The organism is Chitinophaga sp. 9-1-y, from assembly GCF_059511905.2.
Map to the genome: position 1 here is coordinate 4,258,701 of NZ_CM197955.1, position 22,826 is coordinate 4,281,526.

Genomic DNA, 22,826 nt, shown 5'->3' on the forward strand with positions numbered 1-22,826 from the left:
CCTGAACGGTAGTGACGCTACCCGCTACTTCGTTACAAGAAAAACTGCAGAAGCAGTTTTTCTTCGATTTGCTATTAATGTTAAATAGTCTTTACCTATAGCATATCCGTTCTGAAATATATTCTTTACTGCTCTTTATTTGAACAAATTCTTTTCTTATTTCATCAAGGGTCTCTTTTATTCTAGCATTTATAAACAAGTCCATCTGGCCATTTTTACTTTCGAGTTCCTTTGCCAAAATGGCAATTCTATTAAATTTCAGGTCAGTATATAATTCAAAATCCTCCTCATTCCATAGATGAGATAAGTCCGAATCTATATACCTATCAAAAAGAAAACACAAATACTTATCGTCTACTTCATTAAGTCGGACCAGTAATGTTTTGATATTTTGTTCAGTATACTCAATGTTAAAATGACTTTGAGCTGCTTTTTTTATCATATGAACATCTTCTTGAATTTCATAAATATATAATATCTGAAAGAGAATGAACATGTCCAAAACCCTATTTTTATCATGTCCTCTTTTTGTGTTTTCCGAATGCCCATCAGCACGTTCAAAACTCTTGAGATTATGCACTAATCCATGATGTTTTGCACATAGTGGAATAGTTTTCTTTCCCCCTAACACTTGAGGAATAACATGATGGTTGTGCTCTGCAGGCTCTCCGCATTCAAAACATTTTCTCATCCTATACTTATTTTTATTACCTCTTGCCAGACTAACTAGTATCGATTTTATACAGTAACCTAATTTAGTAAAAAAACACGCTACCAACCCTGCTATTGAAAGAAAAGAGATCACTTCCGCTGAACCGCCAGCTTTAATAGCTGCTTTGTATTTTTCAGGTATTTCATGGCGCTATTGTCCTGGAGTCCTTTAGTGAGTGTAAGGTAGTCATAGAAATCCTCAGCAAAAGCAAAGTCGATTCTATCCAGCGGAATGTCTTTTAATTTAAAGACGTGTGACAGATAGGTAATGATCTTATCCTTTGTGGTGACACATTTTTTATAGGTACTCCCTTTCCGTTTCTCTTTATCGACTTTCTCTTTAGATTTTTCATTGTTGAAGTCTACAACCTGCAATAGGGTTTGCTTTTCCTGCTTAACACCCAGGTGCGCATTTTTTATTATGGCTGGCGTAACTGTTTCTCCGTGTTTTTTCAGCAGGTTGTAGTGTCGGAGCAATTTACTTCTGATATGCAGAAGATGATTATTAATTTCAATAGCTTCTGCCGACCTCCCAGTAACGGTACCGGATTCTTTGTGGAATTTTGCGGGGTCAACTTTATAGCCCAGTGAAAAACCATCCCCGGGGAAAGCCCGTAACTGTAATACGGACGCAGATGGTCGCCTTACCATCAGGGTTCATGTTGCTGTACCGGAGATGAAAGAGGATTGATAAATCTTGACTTACTTTCATAGTCAAACAAGTTTTAGGTTACCGATTTTTGGTTTTGTTTGGTTTGTTTTGTTTCGGTTTGCAAGTCCTAAAACCCTTTACTGATAAGCATCTACCAGAAAAAAGGATACACTAAACTTAGATTTTTTTTGTGTATCCTTTTTTGTATCCTTTCAGATTCGTTTGATATGATTTATCTTTTCATACCAAAAACAGAAAAGCCGCATAAATCCTACGATTTAAGCGGCTTTAATTTCCTTTGATGATTTAGTAGTGATCCCGCTGGGACTCGAACCCAGGACCCATACATTAAAAGTGTATTGCTCTACCAACTGAGCTACGGAATCCTTTGCTGTTAAGCGATTGCAAAAGTAATAATATTTTTTTTACTGCCAAATTTTTCTTCAAAAAACCTTCAAATCCACCACCACTAAGCATTACCACAAATCCCACGTATACATCTTTGTAAAATAAAATGTCATTCCTATCATCTTCTCGCCTATTTTTGTGCAGCTTAAAATATACCCATGAACTCATACTTTCAAAACAAAACGGTTGTCATCACCGGTGGATCCTCAGGAATCGGTAAAGCCCTGGCGGCCGAACTACTGACCCACGGTGCTAACGTAGCGGTATGTGGCAGAAAGCAAAATGCCCTGGATGCCCTACAGCTGGAATTAAATAACAAAGCACTGTATACTTTTGTTGCAGATGTAAGCGTAGAGGCCGACTGCAAAGCATTTATTGAAAGTACGATCGCGAAGTTCGGGAAGATAGATATATTGATTAATAACGCAGGTATATCTATGCGGGCTTTGTTCAGGGATTTGGATGTGAAGGTGTTGAAGTCGCTGATGGATATTAATTTCTGGGGCACGGTATATTGTACCAAGTTTGCCTTCGACTCTATCTTAAAAAACAAGGGCACCATTGTGGGGGTATCTTCTATTGCGGGGTATAGGGGTCTGCCGGGTCGCACGGGATATTCGGCGTCGAAGTTTGCGATGCAGGGCTTTATGGAAGCGCTGCGGACAGAGAATTTACATACAGGCGTTAACGTGATGTGGGTATGTCCCGGGTTTACGTCTTCTAATATCCGTAATACGGCCTTGAATCCGAAGGGGGAATCACAGAGTGAAACGCCGTTGGACGAGGGTAAGCTGATGTCGGCGGAGGCGGTGGCGGTAGCTATTGCGAAGGCGATTGCGAAGCGCAAACGCACGCTGGTATTAACTGGACAGGGTAAACTGACGGTATTGTTGAGCAAACTGTTGCCGGGTGTTTTGGATGGCCTGGTATTTAATCACTTTAAAAAAGAACCAGGTTCACCTTTGCAGTAATTCACTGTAGTCGTTAACGTTAGTGTGAAAAAATTCTGCTTAAAAAACGATCGCCTCGGGTTTTTTGTCTTTATTTGCAGTAAGTTTAGCTCGCATAACCCCCATGGCATCTTTTTTGAAAGGAAAGCGCACACTTATTTGCCATGTTGAAGGTGAGAAAGCAATAGTGAGGACGAGATTTTGAACTTAGAGAATTGGATTTAGATATTCTGGCATGTCCATCATAACATTAACATCAGACATAGGGATGCAGGACTACCTGGTAGGTGCCATTAAGGGGCAGCTCTGGCAATACTGCCCGGAATGTCATGTTACGGACATCACCCACCATATCAGTCCTTTCAACTTACCACAGGCTACTTACATCTGTAAAAGCGCTTTTGCGTACTTCCCGCTGGGGACTTTCCACTTTGTCCTGATTAATTTATTCGACAGGCGCCCGGATCATGTGCTGGTGGCGGAACATAACGGGCAATATATAGGTTGCGCCGATAATGGCCTGCTGACCATGATTGCCGGAGGTATGCCGGAGAAGGTGATTAAAATACCTTTACCGGCAGATGCACCTAAAAACACCTTCACCATCATACAACTACTGGCCACGGTGGCCAGGGAACTGAGTCGTGGCAGGGCATTGGGAGAACTGGGCCCACTCACCCAGCAGATCCATGTGAAAAACAACCTGCAACCGCTGGTGGGCGACGATTTCATAGAAGGACAAATCATTCATATAGATAGCTTCGAGAACGTGGTGGTAAATATTACCCGCCAGCAGTTCGACATGCAACGCAAAAACCGTCGCTTCCGGATCTTCTTCCGCCGCGATGAAGTAATCAGCCAGATCAGCGAAACCTACGCCGATGTAGCCGAAGGGACCAAACTGGCCCTTTTTAACGCCGCCGGATACCTGGAAATCGCCATCAATAAAGGAAATGCGGCCGGACTCTTTGGCCTCCAGGGCTTCCGGAGAGACCAGCTCACACATCCTACCGGCTTCCAGCAACTGTCATACTACCAAACTGTAAGAATAATTTTTCAATGATTAACCGTATCGTTAAAATGGAATTTGACCCGGAAAAAGTAGACACTTTCCGGGCCCTCTTCACACAACAACAGCTGCTGATCCGCCATTTCCCCGGATGTATGCACCTCGAACTATGGGAACATCCCGCTTCCGGCAACACCTGGTTTACTTTCAGTCAGTGGGAATCTGAAGCTGCACTGGAAAACTACCGGGCCTCCGACCTGTTCCGCGAAACCTGGGCAGCCACTAAAGTCCTTTTCAACGGAAAACCCGCTGCCTGGACGGTTCAAACAGCCGTTAGCCTCTAAATCGCTGAAGTTTAATACCTTTTTAATGTCCCCGCCAATCCAAAACGGGCGCTTAAAAGCCGGTAGCCCAAGGCTAACAGCCAAAAAGTTATTTACAAAAAGTTAAAACTGTTCACCAGATTAGCATAATTTGCTGTTTTTTATATTTTTGTCGGACCTTAAAACAACCTTATGAATTTTAAAAGGACCAACAACATGGTCGGCTGGGTCATTTGCATCATTGCCTGCTTTGTTTACATTAAAACGATGGAAGCTACAGGCAGCTTGTGGGACTGCGGCGAGTTTATTTCAAGTGCTTATAAAGTACAGATCCCGCATCCGCCAGGAGCGCCATTGTTCGTGTTGCTTGGAAGATTGTTTAGTATGTTCCTGAAACCATCTCAGGCTGCATTGGGCGTAAATACCATGACAGCCCTGGCCAGTGGTTTCACTATTTTGTTCCTGTTCTGGACAATCACCCACTTCGCACGCCGCCTGATGGTGAAAGCCGGGGAAGAAATTTCCCGCGAGAAAATGATCGCTATCATGGGTGCTGGTATCGTAGGTGCATTGGCTTACACTTTTTCCGATTCATTCTGGTTTTCCGCCGTGGAAGGTGAAGTATATGGTATGTCCTCTTTCTTTACCGCCATCGTATTCTGGGCGATCCTGAAATGGGAACATGAAGCCGATGAACCCTATGCAGACCGCTGGATCGTATTAATCGGTTACCTGCTGGGTCTCTCTATCGGTGTCCATCTCCTCAACCTCCTTACCATCCCGGCTATGGTAATGGTGTACTACTTCAGACGCTTCAAACCCACCGGTTGGGGTACTTTCTGGGCTTTTGTAGCAGGTTGCGGTATCACCGGCCTCGTACAAAAATACCTGATCCAGGATACCGTGAAAGCTTCCGGTTATATGGACGTATTCTTCGTAAATAGCCTCGGAATGGGATACTTCTCAGGATTTATCTTCTATTTCGTGCTGATCATAGCCATCCTGCTGATTGGTTACAAAAAGCCGAAATTCGGCCTCTATGCACCTTTCATCGTGATTGCAACCGTTATCCTGGTACCTGCATTTAATGATGCCAGTGGTGCCGTTATCTTCTTCAAATTCATACTGGCAGCGTTCTTTGTAGCCATTCCTTACCTCATGAAAGTGGTGGGTATTAAAACAGATTTCGCTAAAGCTACCCATTTCAGCCGCCTCACGATCATGTTCGTGCTGTTCATGCTGCTGGGTTACTCCACTTATATTACTACCATGGTACGTTCTACTGCCAATCCTTCAGTAGATATGTACAATGTAGATAACCCGATTTCCCTGGTAGGTTACCTCGGTCGTGAGCAATACGGCGACTTCCCGCTGATTTATGGCCAGGTATTCACTGCCCGTCCTACTGAATATAAAGAAGGTGGTAACATCTACGCCCGTGGCGAGAAAAAATATATGGTTTCCGGTAAAAGAATGGAACCCGTATATGCTCCGGAAGATATGATGCTGTTCCCTCGTGTATGGGATGCCAGCAACGATCAGGGACACGCCGATTTCTATAAGTCCTGGCTGGGATTACAGCAGGGCGAAAAACCAGGACTGGGCGATAACGTGAAGTTCTTCCTCCAATACCAGGTGAACTTTATGTACTTCCGCTACTTCATGTGGAACTTCGTAGGTAAACAAAACGATACCCAGGGTTACGGTAACGTACGGGACGGTAACTGGATTTCCGGTATTCCATTCATCGATAACCTGATTTATGGCGACCAGGGCATGATGCCAGACAGTCTGAAAGACAACAAAGCACATAATACCCTGTTCTTCCTGCCATTCATCCTCGGATTACTGGGCTTCTTCTTCCAATATAATAATCATAGGAAAGATACCCTCATCGTATCCCTGCTGTTCTTCTTCACAGGATTTGCCATTGTCATTTACCTGAACCAACCCGGTAACCAACCACGTGAACGTGACTACGCTTATGTAGGCTCTTTCTACGCATATGCTATCTGGATAGGTTTAGGTGTGCTGGCAGTTTACAGCTTCCTGGCAAAGAAAATAAAGAGCGCGATGACGCCTGCACTGGCTACCGCTATCTGCCTGCTCGCTGTACCGGTACTGATGGCCTTCCAGGAATGGGATGACCACGACCGTTCTACCAAATACGTAGCAAGAGACGTAGCAAAAGACTACCTCGAATCCTGTCAGAAAAATGCCATCCTGTTTACCGTAGGGGATAACGATACTTACCCGCTGTGGTACGCACAGGAAGTAGAACATATCCGTCCGGATATCAGGGTAATTAACCTGAGCCTCCTCGGGGTAGATTGGTACATTGATCAGATGCGCAGAGCCGTAAACGAAAGCCCTGCCATTCCAATGACCTGGTCTGCCGATAAATACCAGGGCGAAACCCGCAACTATATCCGCTTCTTTGATCCGGGTAACATCCCTGCCAACAAGTCCTTCAACCTGATAGAAATCATGAACTTCATGGGAAGCGATGATCCTAACAGCAAAGTGACTACACAGGATGGTGGTGCGGAAAACTTCCTCCCTACCCGTCAACTGTACATTCCGGTAGACAAACAGGCGGTACTCACCAACGGTGTGGTAGCGGCGAAAGACAGTGCGAAGATCTTACCTTCCATGCCTTTCAAAATAAACAAGAACTACCTGCTGAAAAATGACCTCGCTGTATATGATATCATTGCTGCCAACAACTGGAAAAGACCTATCTACTTTACCAGCCCTACTGATCTTGGCCTGAATGAATACATGCAAACAGATGGTCTGACCTATCACCTGGTGCCATTGCCTAAGCAATCCACTCCAGATCCGTTAGGTATGGATATCAATGCCAACGTAGGCGTGATGTATGATAACCTGATGCACAAATTTGAATTCGGTGGCGCACAAACCCGCGGTACCTACTTCGATGAGCCTAACAGGAAAATGATCATGTACCTCCGTCAGGCATTCACTAAACTGTCTGTGGCAATGACACAGAACGGTATGTCTAAAGACAGCGCCCTGAACGTGTTACGCTACATGGATAAAGGTATACTAGAAACCAACTTCCCTTATGCCATGACTACACCAGGTAACATGCACAACTACACTTCTATCCAGACTATCTACGCTTATTACATCGCAGGTGATGCAAAAAGAGCGGATGAACTGGCAGATAAAGTGATCAGGGATTGCGAACAACAGCTGCGCTACTATGCACAACTGCCTGCCAGCAAAATGACCAACGACTTACAACGTGATGGTCAGAATGCACAGCAGTTTGTTCAGTGGCTGCACCAAATGAAAGCTGACTATGGCGTAAACGGCGCTAAAAGAAATAAAGAAGGCGTGATACAAATGAATACCGAAGATTCCAATGCAGTACCTGCTGCAAGCGATACTTCCAAATAAGCTGGTCACCCTGACAATAAAAAAGAGGCTGCATCATAAATAAATGATGCAGCCTCTTTCCATTTTACGCCCCCACCCTTTTAGCCACGTTCCTGGTAGAAAAATAATCAGCCATCAGAAGGCATTGTCATCTCCTTTAACCGTATTCCGGATCGTTAAAAATATAATCCGCAGATCCAGGTACACCGACCAGTTTTCCATGTACCAGATATCGTGTTCAATTCTTTTACGCAGGTGCGATTCTTCCGTAATTTCACCACGTAGCCCGCTTACCTGCGCCCAGCCTGTAATACCGGGCTTCAGGAAATGACGGATCATATACTGTTGTATTACCCGTGAAAATTCTTCTGTATGTCGCAGCATATGAGGCCGGGGCCCTACAATCGACATATCTCCCATCCATACATTAAGGAACTGCGGCATTTCATCCAGGTTGGTTTTACGAAGAATACGCCCTATCCGCGTAAAACGGCTATCATGCCGCGTAGCCTGTTTGGAGTTAGCCTCCCCGTTTACATACATACTCCGTAATTTCAGGCAGGGGAAGTTCAGGTTATTACGACCGGTGCGGTACTGTATAAAAAACACAGGGCCTTTGGACTCCAGCTTAATCAGTAACGCCAGTAAGGGGATCAGCCAGGTTAATATAAACAGGATCACCAGGCTGCTGAATACAATATCAAACACCCGCTTGCGAATCCGGTTGGCAATATCATCCAGCGGCTCCGCACGTAGGGAAATGATGGGGATATTATTGAAGTAATCTACAAAGATCTGCCTGTTAACGAACAATTTGAAATCCGGCACAAACCGGAAATGGATCAGGTTCAATTCTGCTTCCCGCGCCAATGTATAGAGATAAGGAAACTTCTCCGGCGACAACGTAGAGTATATTTCGCGGATATTATTGGATTGCGCATAGGGTACGCAGGCCTCCAGGTTGCCGATCACCGGGTAATACGACAACTCATGCACATTGGCGGATTCTTCAAAATAGCCTTCAAATTTCAGGTTACTGTTATCTTCCAGTAGTTTATTGGCCAGCTCCTTGGACAACTCATTATAGCCCAGTATCACCACTTTCTTTTCTACACCCGCCCGGTGCAGGATATGACTGGTTACCCGGTAAAAGATCCAGCGCCCTAACAATACCATGGCTATAAACCCGGTGCAGTAAATGAAAATAAATAAACGCGAGTATAATTGTTTGGAAAGAAATAAGGACAATAACAGTAACAGCAGGTATAACAGGATACTCTGCACGGTTTTGCGTGCAATGCGGTCAAAGGACAACTGTTGACTGAGAAAATAAATACCTGTCGTATATAGGGCTACCATCCAGGAAAGATTGGATACTACCAGGAAAAGATCCACGTTAATATCCTGCATGCGATCATAGCGCTGTAACCATGAGCTGCAAAGGAAAAACATTAGATTTAAACAAATAAAATCCAGCGCAATCAACTGGATACTGCAAATTTTAAGATATCGGTTCAGCATAGAAATAGATATGGTTGATCAAAAAAAGGGTTATGCCACCTGCTCTTTAAAACGTGTCATGACGCCCGAAATAGAAAGGTGGGCAGCGGCGTAGGCACGCGCGTTACTGGCAATTTCTGCGGTATTATCCCACACGGCCCTGCCAATGCCGGTTTGCAGAGCTTCCTGGTTTTCTGCATCTACCAGGATACCCATGTTATACTGGCTCACCAGTTCATGCAAACCGGTGCCGCTATTGGCGGTGATCAGTGCAATTCCTCCTACGGCCAGTATGGTGGTAAGTTTGGAAGGCATTACCAGATCGCTGGCATGCGCCTTTTGTATCACCAGGTGTACATCGGCCATATTCAGGAAATTATTGAACTCCGCTGCGGGTTGTAGCGGCAGGAACACCGTATTTTTCAATTGCAGTTGCGCTGCCAGCTGCTCCAGCTTTGCTTTGTAAGGCCCCGAGCCACAGATCAGGAAGCGGATCTCCGGATGGTGCTGCCAGGCAGCCGCCGCATGCAGTAATGCTTCCAGGCCCTGCTTTTCTCCGATAGCACCGGAATACAACACAATTTTATCGGTGGCTGTAAAGCCAAAAGCCTCCTTCAGCGCACCTTTATCCCTTAGCGGATAAAATTGTGCAACATCTACCCAATTGGGGAAAAGCAATACTTCTCCCCCGGTTTTATTACTTATTTTCCGGATCATGCCATCAGCGATACTGCTCACATGATCTGCCCGGCGCAAAATAGCCTTCTCCAGTTTCAGCAGCCAATTGATCAGCCGTTTGGACTTAATCATCTGTAAGTCGCGGGCTGCCTCTATTTGCAGGTCCTGCACATGATATACAAATGTGGCCCCCCGCAATTGCTTATATAACACCGCCAGTAATCCCAGGTGAAATGGTGGCGCCACCGTGATGACCACATCAAACTTCTTATGCCATATCAGTTGCATTACTTTCAGGAAGGCAGCAACAGCGAAAGAAGCATCCTGCAGCATGCGCTTCTTACCGGATGGTGTAGCCGGCACATACTGTGGGCATCTGTAAACGGTCACATTTTCTTTGACCTCTTTCTTATACCAGTTCTTTGCGCGGTTGTAAGGCGGCTGCACCGCCCACTGCGGGTAGTAAGGATAGGTAGTAATTACCGTACACTCGTACCCGTTACCTGCCAGCCAGTTGATCATTTCACCATTATATTTTCCAATACCTGTTGGCTCCGGTGAAAAATTGCCGCCTATCAGTAATATTCGTTTACCCATATACGTTATATTTAAATTTTACTTCTTCCAGGTCCACAATACCCCCATCATAAATCCTATATTACTTGTAAGATCTCCCCAATCTGCCGCCACGGCCGCAGTAATCACAATACTCCTTTCCGGCAGGCCATAACGCAGCTCTTCCAACGTATACCACTGCTTCTTCATTGGCGTAAAAAGTGCCGGGTTGGTATAAGTGCCATAGTTCTGTGTATAGGTGACCAATGTTTTGCCCGTTATTCTTTTTGTGAGATGATAAATCAACCCGATATGCACGCCTGTTACCCGGTTATTGATAATGTTTCCACCCCGCCCGCGGAGCGAATCTTTAGGCGCATCCCAGTCCATAGGCTTCATACTCGGGAAGTACTGCTGCCCCCTGTTACGGTCAATGAACAAAGGTGTACCTACAATACGTTCGTGATAGTCCCATCCGGTCAGGTATACGCCGTTATTATAATAGCTTTCGCGCAACCGCAGCAAAAAGAAATCATTCGACTGTTTGGTATAGATAAACTCTGCTGTGATCTTCTCCAGCCAGCGGCCTGTCTTCTTGTTAGTATAGGCTACGCCAATCAACCGGTCAATATTCCGGATATCAATACCCTGCCCCGATTCAAAAGGAGTTTGATTATACAGGCGCAATGCCAGCCGTTCATCCTCCCAGTCAATACCGCCTTCAATAATGCCGCGGTGATCCCCCGGCCGGTTAGGCTGTATATTCGTATTTCCTACGGTACCATCATCTTTTGTTTTCACCAGCAGTACGTCCATAAACCCTTGCCAGTTGCTGGTTATGGCGGGTAAGTCTTTACGGCTGCCGCCCCATACCGCGTAATGCTGTATGCCGCCAAATAACTTCAGTTTGTTTTTTCCTATCCGGAGATAAAAATTCTTTTCATGCAGATATGCATCTTTAATGAACTGGTCTTTCCCCATCCAGCCATGGCTCAGCAAGCCTTTGAACTGTACCCAGCCATTTGTAAATGGTACATTGGTGTAGGAGGTTACCGCAATCCCTATTTTGGGTATAGGCAGCGCATTGCCGCTGATCCCCATAGAGCCACTACTCAAATCTTTGTCTACTTCCCCGATGATTTCTTCATATCGCCCCGCCCTGATTTCCCAGTTTTTATAACCACCTTTTACATAGCCCTGCTCTATAAAAGTGTTCCCAAAATGATTGTTGTTGTGCACATCCAGTCCATACTTCACATAAAATTTATTTTGCCATACCTGCTGGTTACTGAAACCCACATGGATGGCGGCATCTCCTTTACGGTCGCTGATAGTGCCAAACTTGTTGGACAGCAGCCATAGTGGCTGATACTCCTTACCCGCCACCGTACCCACGGCGCCCGCATGTAGTTCCAGTGAATCTGTAAACCCGTGTTGTGCTGATACGTTGGTACACACAAACACTAACCATATCATCCAGCATTTCTTTTTCATATAGCCGCTGTATTTAGAACTTTCACCGGCGCTCCTGTCATTTCCCGCTTACGCACTGCTACGGCAGGATTACCGGAATAAATCAACCAGGGCGCCAGGTCTTTTGATGCCACCGCGTTAACAGTGAGTACCGCATGCGAGCCACAGGTTACACCGGCACAAACTACTGCCATAGCGCCTATCCAGGCCCCTGATGCTATATGTATTTCTCCCAGCCGGTAAGGAAAATCAGGCTGCTTGTAATCATGGTTACCTGTCAGCAACAGGGCGCCCTGCGAAATACATACATGGTCCTCTATGGTAACATCTGCCAGGTTATCTATCCAAACATCTTCCCCCAACCAACAATGGTCACCGATCGTTAACCGCCACGGATATTTGATCCGTACCCTTGTTTTAATAACCAGCCCTTTGCCTATACGGGCGCCGAAGAGCCGCAACAATCCACGTTTCAGCGCAAATGGCCATGGGAATACACTATACAGAATATAGTAATTACAAAAGTACCAGGCCAGCACTTTCCACCTGGGACCGGCATAATAGTCACCGGTATTAAAAGCTGCAAGATTGGTTTTCATAAAATATCAGATATGAATGTTATAATCCTGTTTCAACAAAGCCATAATATCTTCCCTGCTTTCATTGCCGCGTAACTTCTGTTGAAATTCCTGTACATTAACGTCCACGAGTAAACGATACCAATATCCCTGCATGAAGTGAAACAGAAAACCCTTATACCCATCCAGGAAACCGTAACGCAGCACATAGCGGAACAGGAAGTACATAGATGCACGGGCGCCGGGCGACAAAGCAGCATATACTTTCTCTTTCAGGAACCGCTTACGCTTTGCCTGCGAGCCCTCTGCTTTCAGCAACCGCTGATCAGTTTTCCAGAACCCATATCGTATATTCAACAAATCCACCATTTCCCTTATCGCATAGTTGTTATGTTTGTTCACCCACCAATGAATAGAATTTAGATTATCGTCCACAATATGCTCTTTAAACAGCATGGTAGTACCTTCCGACAACACAATATGCTCATCCATCCAGCGCTGCTCTATGCTTCCCAGACCATTACGCCATATCCTCAGTAACGTATGCGGGTAAAATCCACCATAACGTATCCATTTGCCTTTGAACAACACCTTTCTACGTATATAGATACCAGTTATAGACGCCGGAATCTCCTGCATGCGCGTATTTATTTCCTTTAACAGGCCATCCTCCAGGTACTCATCTGCATCCATTCTCATTACCCAGGGCGTGTTGATACCACAATGCTCCAACGCCCACTGAAACTGACCTGCATAGTTGACCCATTTGCGCTGAAATACCTTTGCGCCAAAGCTTTCCGCGATAGCCACTGTATTATCCGTAGAAAAAGCATCTACCACGTAAATCTTATCTGTTACCTGCCGGAGATTTTCCAGGCAACGCGACAAGTGTATCGATTCATTAAAAGTGAGTATCACTACAGCCAGTTCCATTTAGTTACATTTTTCGTAAAGTTGTACATAAGAAGATGCCAGTGTGACCGCATCAAAATCAGACCGGATCTGTGCAGGCGCTTTCCGGCTGATCTCTTGTCGCCGTGCCTTATCCCGGTAAGCCGCTGTCAGCTGATCCCCAATGGCGTCCACCCTTTCAATACTGGTTACCCAGCCCATATCATGCTCTTTTACATATGCCGCCAGCCCCACCTGGTCGCTGATAAGCACAGGTGTTCCCACAAACAGGGACTCTATCACCACAATGGCGAAATTCTCATTGCGGGAAGTCAGCGCAAAAAGGTCGGTGGCAGCGAGAAAATGAAATTTATCCTCGCTCCCTTTCCAACCTGCCCATTCGACGTTATTATCCATCCCTAATGAAGCAATTAATTCTTTTAACGTCTGTACATAAGCGTTATCTCCTGAACCGGCAATCAGCAGCCGGTATTTAAACGATACCCGGGAAAGCGCCCGTATCAGCAAGTCCAGCCCTTTCTTCGGATCAACCCGGGAAAGAAAACTAATCGTAAAAACATCATTATCAGTACGGGTATAGCTGCCCGCAGGTAATTCTACCAGGTTAAACACCTTTCCGCCCTCCCATCCGTTGTTCACCTGCTGGCATTCCTTCCATTCCAGTTCGGAAGATACATGGAGGTAAGTGTTGCGCAATAAACGTTTACCCATCACCGTATGAAGCAACTGCTTACTACGGTTATTCCGGGCGGTTAATACATAGTCGCAAAACATGCCGTGCGGCGATAGCAACGGCTTCATCTTCTTCCACTTTAGGATAAAAGAAGCGCCCAGTACCAGGAAGTTCCACCACGAATGGATATGAACTTTATCAAACTGCCCCGCATTATGCCATACTGCTTTCCACAAAGCAGGCGATACATGCGTATGATCGCCGGTGATACGTTTAAAATACGTCACCCTAACACCATCCATTATCCGGGTGGTATTAGCATCTATATCCAGCTCCTGCCCTCCGTTGGCGGTGGTGGTGTATACTTCCACACCATGTCCCATCTGCACAAGTTGCTCTGCTAACCGCGCTATCACCACAATAGGGCCGCCGTATACGTATGCCGGCTTATAAGAAGGAACAATAAAAAGTATCTTCATAATCGGATATTAATGATTCATTGCATGCAGTGAGTGCAGGGCACTATCCACCATTGCGGTCATGGTCAGGTGTTCCTTTACAAACAACCTGGCGTGTTCCCCCATCTCCGCAATCTGCTCTTCAGAGAGATTATCCAGCAGGTATAAGCACTCGTCCATATTTTCAAATATCAACCCGTTGTAACCATCACGGATATAGCTGTATTCCACGCATTGCAGCACTTCCTCCGTGCGTTTAAAAGTACATACCGGCTTACCATAGGCCATGGCCTCCACGGCAGACAATCCTATCCATCCTGGCTGAAAATAAAGGTCCGCCAGGCCAAACAGCTCCTGCTTAACCGCCGGGTCGTATACTGCGCCAAAGTCGCGTACATGCGTATAGGCACTGAAGTCCGGTTTGTACTTACCTTCCCCGATAATAATAAAGGCAAAATCAGCCGGATCGGTTTCTGCTATCAGATTCAGCAGCAGATCAATACGTCTTCCTGTTTCATTAAACCGGGCACAATAAATCAATACCCGGCGTGCATGAATTTGGTACTTTTCCTGTAGCAATGCCTTATCCGGTGCCGGTTGCAGCATAATTTTCTCTACTTCTGAAATAGTATTATTCAAGGCTACCGCATTCATATCCGGCATTACCTGCCGCCACAGCTCCATTTCTTTTGCCGTATAAAACCAGGTGGCATCCGCCAGTTGCATCATCCATTTCAGTAAACGGCTGGGCTGTTGTTCTTCCTGTACATATCTTTTCACAGAAATACCGTGTCCCCAGAGGATTACTTTTTGCTTCAACAAAGGCTTTAGTAACAGGATCATCCAGGTAGACAAGTGTGCAAAATTGAGCATCAGCACCAGCACCTTATAATTGCGATTGAAAAAACGTAACGGGTTATATAACACAAACGGGCCCACGCTCCAAGCCGGTAATGGCTTCACCGCAGTACTGCCGGCGGACATGTTTTGCTTTTTCAGCGCATCGGCTCCATCATAACAATACAGATCAAATGGCGCCTGCTCCTGCAAACGGTTAAAGAAATGCTCCCTGTAATGTGGCACCAAAGGCTGCAGAATAGCTATCATACCAACACATTTTTATCTGCGTGAACAATACTACTCACATCATATCCATAGATCAGCCGGCGGCCATCGTGAATGGAATCGAAAGCTACCAGGCTACCATCCCGCTTCCAGCGGGGATGCAGATCACAGTGTAACCCGCTGCGGGTAAAAGCCATTTGTTCCAGGGAAAAAGCTTTCAACACGCCTTCATCTACTCCCTCCAGTAAAGGATTCACCAGCTGAAGATCCGGTTTGGTATCAATCATACGGTAAGTACCCAACGTAGTTTTCTGCTGTGTACTGTACTGGAAAAGAAACAACGTCCGGATGCCCTGTTCATTGGGATAAGTATCACAAATCATCCAGTCACGGTTGGCCGGGCAAAACATAGGATGTCCATCTTCCGTAATAATATCCCTGGCCAACAGGGAAGCTGTGCTGTTATCCACGTCCGGCAACAACATCCAGTTAAAAGGCGCTACCGCCTGCGCACCCTGCGTACGCGTGTACAATAATTTCTTCAGTACTTTTTTCCCCTTCGATATTAAGCCGGCGGGCATTATTTTATACAGCAGGGAACCGCGCAGCTTTTCAATATTACTCCCTGTTCTACCCCAGATGGCAATATGCGTGTCGTCTTTCCAGTCGAAATGGCTGAGAAAACCAGTGGCCAGGCAGCGCAGGTCATTGCCGTCTGTACTGATGGTCATCAGCCGGGTAGTTTCACCTCCGTCTTTCAGTTTATACCGGTGTAAAAATGCAAGCCTGTTTTGCAATGGATTCAGCAGCAAATGTGTGATGTAATGATGCTGTCCCAGCGAAGGATTCATTTTGTAATTGGCTACGGCTGAAATAGAAAGCAGCAATGCCTGTTCACCGGTATATACATTATGTTTTATAATGCCGGAATCCACAGGCGCATGGAGATGCGCCTGCTTATCAGGAAGTCCGGTATAACCATATCCACCTACGCGAAAGAGTCGTGCATAGTCAATTCCGAATGCCATGCCATCGTCTGTGATTACATGTGCAGGCAAATGTAGTGTTGACACACATCTGTCTACACTGGCATCATAAATCCTGGCGCCCCACTTATCCCCTACACGATCGTTTACAATGAAAGTATCGGTATCACCAATCCACTGCTGCCGGGCGCCCTGCGGATAATTATAGGCATAGGTATCGCCCAGCTGATGGAATTGCTGCGCAGCATCAAAATAACCTATATTACAGGGCACGCGGGGGTCCGGGGGCACCGTAATATCCGGTGATTGCAGCGCCAGTAACTTATCGCCTGCAGCGTTCCAGGCGACCAGGTCATGAAAACCAAAAAAGAAATCGCCTTCTCCTGCTGATAATATAAATTCCTGTTGCATAACTTAATGTGTTGTAATGAAGGATGAAGCATCCAGGCTTTTCTCTTTACGCAGCAAAAAAGCCTGGTCGTAGATCTTATTGTCAATACGCCGTATCACATCTTCTTCCGATAAATAAAATTCTGTAATGTCCTGCAGTGTATTCAACAGCTCTGCTTTAACAATATCCGGCGCCAGGAACTCAGCGCTGATACGGTTGCCAGAGAGCATTTTTATTTTCTGATGCAAAAATGATTTGCGGTATAATTTCACGGGGGTGGCGTTGATATTATATAGATGAATGGCCGCCTGCCAATCCATCCATTTAAACTCAGATACGCCGCTGCCTTCGGTATGTGGAGTAGACAGTACCAGCCGGTGCCAGGGTACCCGCAGGGCATCGGCCAGTATAGCGCCATGCATCGCCTCCGCAATCACAAACTGTGATGCAGCAATTTCCTGTAAGGTATGCTCCACCCCTTTTTCAGACCTCGGTGAAATATAATGGAAACCCAATCTGTCACAGAGGCTTTCCCAATTGAAATAAGGCACGGATTTAAAATAGGGGATGACGCTAACCTTGTACTTTTTCTTCACCGACAGCAATTGGTTAAATTCCGGCAGCTGGCGGATTGCATAGGCTGCATCTGCCACATAGGGAAACTGGTTATTGAAGGCATAGGCAGACAAAGGCCCCCGCAGAAAGCGGATATCCCAGCTACTATCAAGACGAAAAGTGGTGTATGCGGGTCTGACACCTGTACCAAATACAATTTTTCGTTTGTTTGAGAGGTCGCGAAACAAGGGTGACGCATCAAACAAAATAGAGCCTATACCCAGGAATACATCCGGATCTGTTACATTGCCTTCTCCAAATAACCTGGGCCACAGCCATCCGTTCAGGTCATCGCCGAAATTACCTTTCGGATCTTTATAATATACATAGTTCACAGTGCAATTATTTACAGGTTAGCAATACGTAATACCTTCGCACCGTAATGGTTACCGGCCCACTCTGTCAGATCGGCCGCCCGTTTGGCCCAGCTGTGCGCATCCTTATTTACGGCTACCGGCGCCAGTTTACCCGCTGCCAGCTGGCTGATCAATGCCGCGAGTGATGCTGGTGCAGTATTGTTGAAATAATATCCCTGCTCTCCAAATATTTCCAATGGCTCTCCAATGCGGCAGGTGAACACCGGCTTATTAAACGGTATGTACATGTAGATCTTACTGGGACACCGCGCCCAGTCCTGCACCGTATCGTTCAATGGAGAAATAAAAGCATCGGCAGCAGCGAAATAAGAACTCAGTTCTTCTTCTGCGGTATACCCCATAAACTGCACCTGGAAGTCCAGCTTTTTTGCTTTGACAAACTCTTTTGCTTCCGCCAGATGCCGGCCCTGTCCCAATAACAACAAGGTTACATCTGTACGTTCCTTACTGATCATCTCCATCGCATTCAACATGGTAAACAATCCGTAGTTGCGTGTCATAGTACCCATATAAATAAGCAGGGTTTTATCACGATAAGCTTCTTCCAGTTCTTTATAGCGGATGCGGGGCGATTCCATCACATCATTGTTAAATGCGTATGGCGAATAAAGGACCGGTAGCTGCTTGCGGAATAATTGCGCTGCTCTTTTCGTATAGGTTTTACAGAGATACCTGCTGGCACATAACAAACCATCTGCGTACAACACAGACCAGTATTCCAGGGCCAGCATAGCAATTCTACGCAGGCCCTTGTTATCCGGAATACCAGATGGCAATTCTGAGTGTTCAATTAGAATCGTGGGTTTCAGCTTCAGCTTATTTTTCAAAATGCGATTGCGGAAACTAAAGGAGCAAAACAAAATATAATCTGGTGCAATCTGGTTGACCAGTGCCGTTTTTGCCTGCACTTCCTCAGCAGCTGTTCCCTCGGGGTAGTAATATATTTTCACCGCTTCACTGCACTCCATGGCAATACGTTTCCTGTTTTCTTCGCTGTCCTGCACAATGATGGCCACTTCCCAACCCAGTGCTAACAGCGGATCAGCCATTCCGATGGCTCTTTTCATGGTGGCAATGAATTTAATATCGCCAAGTGTGATGAAACATATTTTCATAGCAGCTATTTTTTATCTTTTATATTTTCCCTTCGGGAGAAATGAAATCTGTAGTGTCGTTTGCAAACACAATGTCATCCATGGCTGTTTCTTCCTGCACACATTCATAGTAGGCCCTTAGCAGGATAGCACCTATTGCCGGTATATTAAACCGTAACTGCTGTATCGGGGAAAAAAGAAATGTCCAGATCACCCCTATTGTCATAAGCACCAGCACCGGGTACAGCGCAGTATCTGCTGCATGTCTTACCAGGTAAAAACCCATTCTAAGCAGTAAAATGAATACCAGCAATACCGCTACAAATCCTCCGACGCCACAGTTTACCCAGGCCCCCAACAGTATGGAATGACTGGGAATCAGGTGATCCGTTGAAACAGCCAGTTGTTCGTTCATCTCTTCATTCTGGTATAACAACAAAATGCGGTAGTATTTCAGGTTGTCATCTTTAGCCCATGAACCATGACCAAATAAAGGTGCATCGCTGATGGCAGCAAGCGCCGCAAATGTTTCACCCCTTCCTGTCATCAGTAATTCCAGCGGGTTATACGGATTATCCAGGCGGTCTACCTGTTCTGAGGCATGCTCCCCACCTATTTCATGATTCAATACGCCGTTTACATAACTCACATAAGCAAACTGAAACAGGATGGCGCCGGCTAACCCAAACACCAGTAAACGATCCCGCGTCAGGTACATGCCGCTGTTGAAGCAGTATATGATGATGGCGCCAATAAAAAATACCATGCCGGTGGACCGGGAGTCGCGTGCAAAACAAAGGAGGCAGTATCCTAACAGTAACGCCAGTACGGATTTCCACTGCCCGCTGCGATATAATAAAAAGGACAGGATATATACGCCATACGACAAAATTGGCACCATCTTAAACTTGAAGTACGACATATCTGTGTCCGCATTGTCATCTGTCCAGATAATATTTTTTATAAGGGTCATACAGAGAAAGAAAAAAATTGCTTTATCATCTTTCAATGTTTTAAACAAAAAGAGAAAAGACAGGATAGACATAATAATCGCCGCCCATCCCCGCATAAAATTTTCAGAGGTGCTTTTTACAACAAACAGATCAGTGATCACCTGGAAAATGAACAAGGCCACCAGGGCAACAATGATCTTCCGGAACAATGGATAGTTTTTGAAGTCGCGCACATCAAATACAAAGGGCGCAGACAAGATCACCATGATCTCATTCAGCTTCAGCTGCCCGACCAGCGCCATATTAACGCCACTCAACAACGTATACATGGCTATTTTAAGCCGGTTGAACATAGGCAGGTATTTTACCGCGCACAGCGTAGTTAACAATCTGTTGCAGCCGTTGCCGGTTTACTTCCAGGCTGTACTCCAGCTGAAAATCTTCCTGCAGCCTGTCGCCTTTATCCGTATCACGCTCAAAGTTGAGTAGTGATTGCTTAAAATCCGCCGGTTCATCTGCTACGATGAAATGTTTACTTTTAACCCCTTCTACTCCTTTTGTGGTGCTGATAACAGGGGTTCTCAACGCCATCGCCTCCAGGCATTTTAACCGGGTACCACTGCCATGTATCAATGGGATAATAACGGCGCTGGCCACAGAGATATACCATTTCACATCATCAACTTTCCCAAAAGCAACAATGTTCTGGTATTCCTCTTTGCCGGTAATCCGCTTCAGGGCTTCTTTAGATCCCCTGCCTACCAGCCACAGGTCGTATTTACCGGCCAATTCCTCGTCCCATACATTTTCCACAAACCATTTCAGTCCGGCGAAATTCATATATACACCGAAGTTAGCTGTCATGACCAGTACCCGTTGCTGCTTTTTGCCGAACAGGTGATAGTCTTTCTGATCCAGGAAATTAGGTACCGTAAAAACTCGCTGTTTGTCCAGGAAGCGGGTATGGTACACGTAATCATCTTCACTTACTACTAAAACCGCGGCAGCCTTCTTAAAATAAAGACGCTCATGCAGTTTCTCCATGCCAAACAATTGCAGCTTGCGCAGTTTATCCAGCAGGTTATTGGATGGCAACTGCCAGGTGATCATAGGTTGTGCATTATGCGTACCCAGTATCACCGGTATATTCCTGGCACTGAAAAAAGAAATATAATGCCCCACATAACCATAATCCAGTATAGCAGCGGATATCGGGTACTCCTGGCATAATTCTTCAAACATATTCATCACCTGTGGTGAACGCTGAAAGTACTGCTTACCGGTAATGCGAGTGACCAGGTCATAAGGTTTTGCTTCGTAGGTATAAAAAATAACATTAGGGAGATGATATTGCTGCAAGTCCACTTTTTCCACATTCCGCACTAAGGCAATTACCTGATATCCCAGCTGCGATAAGGCTTTAATCAGGTAGTAGCTCCTGATCCGTTCTCCTCCGTTCTGCGGAAAAGGAGATATATCTGTGAAGAAGAGTATATACATATACGTTAGTTCGCTTTTAGTACTACCAGTCTGGCCTGTAGTTTTGAAAAGATCCGGTTAAATAATTGCCTCATTTTTGCGTTTTCATCCGGTGTTAACCCGATCAGGCGTATCCATACTGCCATGGCCAACGCACCTGCCAAAGTAGTAACACCCAGGCGCAGGAATCCTTCCGGTAGAAATAATTGTGGTAAACCTGCCAATGCAGTAGATAATATCACCGGCGTCACGGCCTTTACAATCACTTGTTTCGTGAACAGCGCCGGCGACAGCCCGGTTATCTCTTTGGCAGCCACCATGCGGTAAATACCACTCACCACTTCAATGCCAATGGCGCTGACCAACACCGTGGCGGCAGGATAACCGGCTTTAAGCAATAGCCATGCAACAGGCAGGTTAAGCAGCACGATGGTACTAACTACCACCTGGTACTTTTTAATCTTCCCTACCGACTGCACAGCTACCTGTATACCGGCAGATAACTGGTTGATGAGTGTAGCAATAATTATCAGGCGGCACATCATTACCGTGTAAGCAGGTACCTGCTTCAACCAGCATTGCAGCACAAAAGGCATTTCAATCATTATAGGGATGGAGAAAAAGCTCAGCAGGAAAAAGGAGAATTTACTGGCAATCATAGCCAGCCGCAACATTCTCGCACGGTCGCCACTACCTTCACTTTTAATGATCTGTGGATTTAACGCCCTCAGCATGGTAACCGAGAAATAACTCAATTGTGCATTCACCTGGTTGGCAATACCATAGGCCGCATTAACGATGGTACCAAAAAAAACATTCAGCAAAAGCGCAATCCCCTGGTTACGGGCCACAACACTGCCGGCACCAAACATATTCCAGCTGGCATAAGCAAACATTTCTTTCAGCAAATGCCCGTCGAAATAGCTGCGAAGCCGAATCCTTGCTTCTTCGTATTTCATGGCGCAGTAGACCTGCTTAAAAAGCAGCAACAATACCGTTAACAGCGCCATCAACGCACCGTATACAATCAGTTTATCGTAGGCGGTATATTGCAGTATCACCGCAATCAGCAGCTTGCCCAGCGACTCTACAACTCCCAGTATGGCTACCATCACCATGTTTTCCTGTGCGATGAGTGTAGCATCGTAGGGTACAGAGATGATGGTAAAAAAAGCACTGACCACCATGAACTGAAAGATAAGCCTGGCTGCTGTAGTACGTTCTGCCGGGTAGTTCAGCACATGGGCAAACAGGTAACTGCCGGCTACTTCGAATAAAACAACAAGTGCCAGGCCTAGTATAAAATGCAGCAGCAAACTGGAGTTGAATACCATCTTCAATTTATTGCTGTCTTTTGTACCCAGGTGAAAAGACATATACCGTTGTGTGCTGATGGTCATAGCGATATTCAGAAATGATAGCATGGCAATGACGCCACTGATCAGGTTGAACAGCCCATAATCAGCCGCCCCCAGTAAGTTCAGCACCAACCGGGTAGCGTACAATGAAATAAAAACGGTAATGAGCATCCGTCCGTAGAGCGCACCTGTATTTAATATCACCCTGTTTGCTACCTGCATC

The 22,826-nt window shown here is 45.7% G+C and carries 19 protein-coding genes and 1 tRNA gene; 4 read left to right on the forward strand and 16 right to left on the reverse strand.

From position 1 onward, the window contains the following. Positions 1-91: 91 nt before the first annotated feature. The 3 genes from AC5ZC7_RS16750 to AC5ZC7_RS16760 all read right to left on the reverse strand — a co-directional run bounded on the left by AC5ZC7_RS16750 (position 92) and on the right by AC5ZC7_RS16760 (position 1,749). On the reverse strand, positions 92-691 hold the full coding sequence (locus AC5ZC7_RS16750; protein WP_496157764.1) for a hypothetical protein: 600 nt from the start codon (positions 689-691) through the stop codon (positions 92-94). A 110-nt stretch (positions 692-801) separates the two neighbouring features. Continuing rightward, complete coding sequence (locus AC5ZC7_RS16755; RefSeq protein ID WP_496157763.1) at positions 802-1,362, reverse strand: phage integrase SAM-like domain-containing protein; 561 nt, start codon at positions 1,360-1,362, stop codon at positions 802-804. A 314-nt stretch (positions 1,363-1,676) separates the two neighbouring features. Further along, positions 1,677-1,749: transfer RNA gene (locus tag AC5ZC7_RS16760), tRNA-Lys, on the reverse strand. A gap of 180 nt (positions 1,750-1,929) precedes the next feature. Between AC5ZC7_RS16760 and AC5ZC7_RS16765 the strand changes: the two genes are divergently transcribed. The 4 genes from AC5ZC7_RS16765 (at position 1,930) to AC5ZC7_RS16780 (ending at position 7,479) form a co-directional block, all read left to right on the forward strand. Beyond that, complete coding sequence (locus tag AC5ZC7_RS16765; RefSeq protein WP_496157762.1) at positions 1,930-2,742, forward strand: SDR family oxidoreductase; 813 nt, start codon at positions 1,930-1,932, stop codon at positions 2,740-2,742. 214 nt (positions 2,743-2,956) lie between these two features. After that, complete coding sequence (locus AC5ZC7_RS16770; RefSeq protein ID WP_496157761.1) at positions 2,957-3,784, forward strand: SAM-dependent chlorinase/fluorinase; 828 nt, start codon at positions 2,957-2,959, stop codon at positions 3,782-3,784. Then, positions 3,781-4,074, forward strand: coding sequence for an antibiotic biosynthesis monooxygenase (locus AC5ZC7_RS16775; protein ID WP_496157760.1), 294 nt, complete (start codon positions 3,781-3,783; stop codon positions 4,072-4,074). Before AC5ZC7_RS16770 ends, AC5ZC7_RS16775 begins: the two co-directional genes overlap by 4 nt. Before the next feature lie 171 nt (positions 4,075-4,245). Further along, the gene (locus tag AC5ZC7_RS16780) at positions 4,246-7,479 is read left to right on the forward strand and encodes a protein O-mannosyl-transferase family (protein ID WP_496157759.1); all 3,234 of its coding nucleotides are present in this window, start codon (positions 4,246-4,248) and stop codon (positions 7,477-7,479) included. A 114-nt stretch (positions 7,480-7,593) separates the two neighbouring features. Here AC5ZC7_RS16780 and AC5ZC7_RS16785 read toward each other — a convergent pair whose 3' ends face one another. Genes AC5ZC7_RS16785 through AC5ZC7_RS16845 form a run of 13 tightly spaced genes read right to left on the reverse strand, consistent with a single transcriptional unit; the run spans position 7,594 to position 22,825 of the window. Then, positions 7,594-8,979: an undecaprenyl-phosphate glucose phosphotransferase gene (locus tag AC5ZC7_RS16785; RefSeq protein WP_496157758.1), complete on the reverse strand. Its 1,386-nt coding sequence runs from the start codon at positions 8,977-8,979 to the stop codon at positions 7,594-7,596. 30 nt (positions 8,980-9,009) lie between these two features. Then, complete coding sequence (locus AC5ZC7_RS16790; protein ID WP_496157757.1) at positions 9,010-10,233, reverse strand: WcaI family glycosyltransferase; 1,224 nt, start codon at positions 10,231-10,233, stop codon at positions 9,010-9,012. An 18-nt stretch (positions 10,234-10,251) separates the two neighbouring features. Beyond that, complete coding sequence (locus AC5ZC7_RS16795) at positions 10,252-11,685, reverse strand: capsule assembly Wzi family protein (RefSeq protein WP_496157756.1); 1,434 nt, start codon at positions 11,683-11,685, stop codon at positions 10,252-10,254. Next, positions 11,682-12,263, reverse strand: coding sequence for a WcaF family extracellular polysaccharide biosynthesis acetyltransferase (locus AC5ZC7_RS16800; protein WP_496157755.1), 582 nt, complete (start codon positions 12,261-12,263; stop codon positions 11,682-11,684). Before AC5ZC7_RS16800 ends, AC5ZC7_RS16795 begins: the two co-directional genes overlap by 4 nt. Positions 12,264-12,269: 6 nt before the next feature. Next, the gene (locus AC5ZC7_RS16805) at positions 12,270-13,175 is read right to left on the reverse strand and encodes a glycosyltransferase (RefSeq protein WP_496157754.1); all 906 of its coding nucleotides are present in this window, start codon (positions 13,173-13,175) and stop codon (positions 12,270-12,272) included. Continuing rightward, positions 13,176-14,306, reverse strand: a complete 1,131-nt coding sequence (locus tag AC5ZC7_RS16810) for an XrtY-associated glycosyltransferase XYAG1 (protein ID WP_496157753.1) — start codon at positions 14,304-14,306, stop codon at positions 13,176-13,178. It abuts the gene before it with no gap. Positions 14,307-14,315: 9 nt separating this feature from the next. Next, entirely contained in the window at positions 14,316-15,392 is a 1,077-nt protein-coding gene (locus tag AC5ZC7_RS16815) for a glycosyltransferase (protein WP_496157752.1), read from the reverse strand. Next, positions 15,389-16,747: a hypothetical protein gene (locus AC5ZC7_RS16820; protein ID WP_496157751.1), complete on the reverse strand. Its 1,359-nt coding sequence runs from the start codon at positions 16,745-16,747 to the stop codon at positions 15,389-15,391. The genes AC5ZC7_RS16815 and AC5ZC7_RS16820 overlap by 4 nt, the downstream gene beginning before the upstream one ends. 3 nt (positions 16,748-16,750) lie before the next feature. Further along, the gene (locus AC5ZC7_RS16825; RefSeq protein ID WP_496157750.1) at positions 16,751-17,677 is read right to left on the reverse strand and encodes a polysaccharide pyruvyl transferase family protein; all 927 of its coding nucleotides are present in this window, start codon (positions 17,675-17,677) and stop codon (positions 16,751-16,753) included. A gap of 11 nt (positions 17,678-17,688) precedes the next feature. Then, positions 17,689-18,834 (reverse strand): glycosyltransferase, encoded by a 1,146-nt coding sequence (locus tag AC5ZC7_RS16830; RefSeq protein ID WP_496157749.1) that lies wholly within the window; start codon positions 18,832-18,834, stop codon positions 17,689-17,691. Between the two features lie 19 nt (positions 18,835-18,853). After that, the gene (locus AC5ZC7_RS16835) at positions 18,854-20,119 is read right to left on the reverse strand and encodes an O-antigen ligase family protein (protein WP_496157748.1); all 1,266 of its coding nucleotides are present in this window, start codon (positions 20,117-20,119) and stop codon (positions 18,854-18,856) included. Continuing rightward, positions 20,103-21,266: a glycosyltransferase gene (locus AC5ZC7_RS16840; RefSeq protein WP_496157747.1), complete on the reverse strand. Its 1,164-nt coding sequence runs from the start codon at positions 21,264-21,266 to the stop codon at positions 20,103-20,105. The genes AC5ZC7_RS16835 and AC5ZC7_RS16840 overlap by 17 nt, the downstream gene beginning before the upstream one ends. 5 nt (positions 21,267-21,271) lie before the next feature. Next, positions 21,272-22,825, reverse strand: a complete 1,554-nt coding sequence (locus AC5ZC7_RS16845) for a lipopolysaccharide biosynthesis protein (RefSeq protein ID WP_496157746.1) — start codon at positions 22,823-22,825, stop codon at positions 21,272-21,274. Position 22,826: the final 1 nt, after the last annotated feature.

Coding starts and splice junctions, on each gene's coding strand:
- AC5ZC7_RS16845 (WP_496157746.1), bottom strand. CDS start 22,825: ATGCAGGTAGCAAACAGGGTGATATTAAATACAGGTGCGCTCTACGGA.
- AC5ZC7_RS16840 (WP_496157747.1), bottom strand. CDS start 21,266: ATGTATATACTCTTCTTCACAGATATATCTCCTTTTCCGCAGAACGGA.
- AC5ZC7_RS16835 (WP_496157748.1), bottom strand. CDS start 20,119: ATGTTCAACCGGCTTAAAATAGCCATGTATACGTTGTTGAGTGGCGTT.
- AC5ZC7_RS16755 (WP_496157763.1), bottom strand. CDS start 1,362: ATGGTAAGGCGACCATCTGCGTCCGTATTACAGTTACGGGCTTTCCCC.
- AC5ZC7_RS16800 (WP_496157755.1), bottom strand. CDS start 12,263: ATGAAAACCAATCTTGCAGCTTTTAATACCGGTGACTATTATGCCGGT.
- AC5ZC7_RS16765 (WP_496157762.1), top strand. CDS start 1,930: ATGAACTCATACTTTCAAAACAAAACGGTTGTCATCACCGGTGGATCC.
- AC5ZC7_RS16790 (WP_496157757.1), bottom strand. CDS start 10,233: ATGGGTAAACGAATATTACTGATAGGCGGCAATTTTTCACCGGAGCCA.
- AC5ZC7_RS16820 (WP_496157751.1), bottom strand. CDS start 16,747: ATGCAACAGGAATTTATATTATCAGCAGGAGAAGGCGATTTCTTTTTT.
- AC5ZC7_RS16810 (WP_496157753.1), bottom strand. CDS start 14,306: ATGAAGATACTTTTTATTGTTCCTTCTTATAAGCCGGCATACGTATAC.
- AC5ZC7_RS16785 (WP_496157758.1), bottom strand. CDS start 8,979: ATGCTGAACCGATATCTTAAAATTTGCAGTATCCAGTTGATTGCGCTG.
- AC5ZC7_RS16815 (WP_496157752.1), bottom strand. CDS start 15,392: ATGATAGCTATTCTGCAGCCTTTGGTGCCACATTACAGGGAGCATTTC.
- AC5ZC7_RS16805 (WP_496157754.1), bottom strand. CDS start 13,175: ATGGAACTGGCTGTAGTGATACTCACTTTTAATGAATCGATACACTTG.
- AC5ZC7_RS16780 (WP_496157759.1), top strand. CDS start 4,246: ATGAATTTTAAAAGGACCAACAACATGGTCGGCTGGGTCATTTGCATC.
- AC5ZC7_RS16830 (WP_496157749.1), bottom strand. CDS start 18,834: ATGAAAATATGTTTCATCACACTTGGCGATATTAAATTCATTGCCACC.
- AC5ZC7_RS16750 (WP_496157764.1), bottom strand. CDS start 691: ATGAGAAAATGTTTTGAATGCGGAGAGCCTGCAGAGCACAACCATCAT.
- AC5ZC7_RS16770 (WP_496157761.1), top strand. CDS start 2,957: ATGTCCATCATAACATTAACATCAGACATAGGGATGCAGGACTACCTG.
- AC5ZC7_RS16795 (WP_496157756.1), bottom strand. CDS start 11,685: ATGAAAAAGAAATGCTGGATGATATGGTTAGTGTTTGTGTGTACCAAC.
- AC5ZC7_RS16775 (WP_496157760.1), top strand. CDS start 3,781: ATGATTAACCGTATCGTTAAAATGGAATTTGACCCGGAAAAAGTAGAC.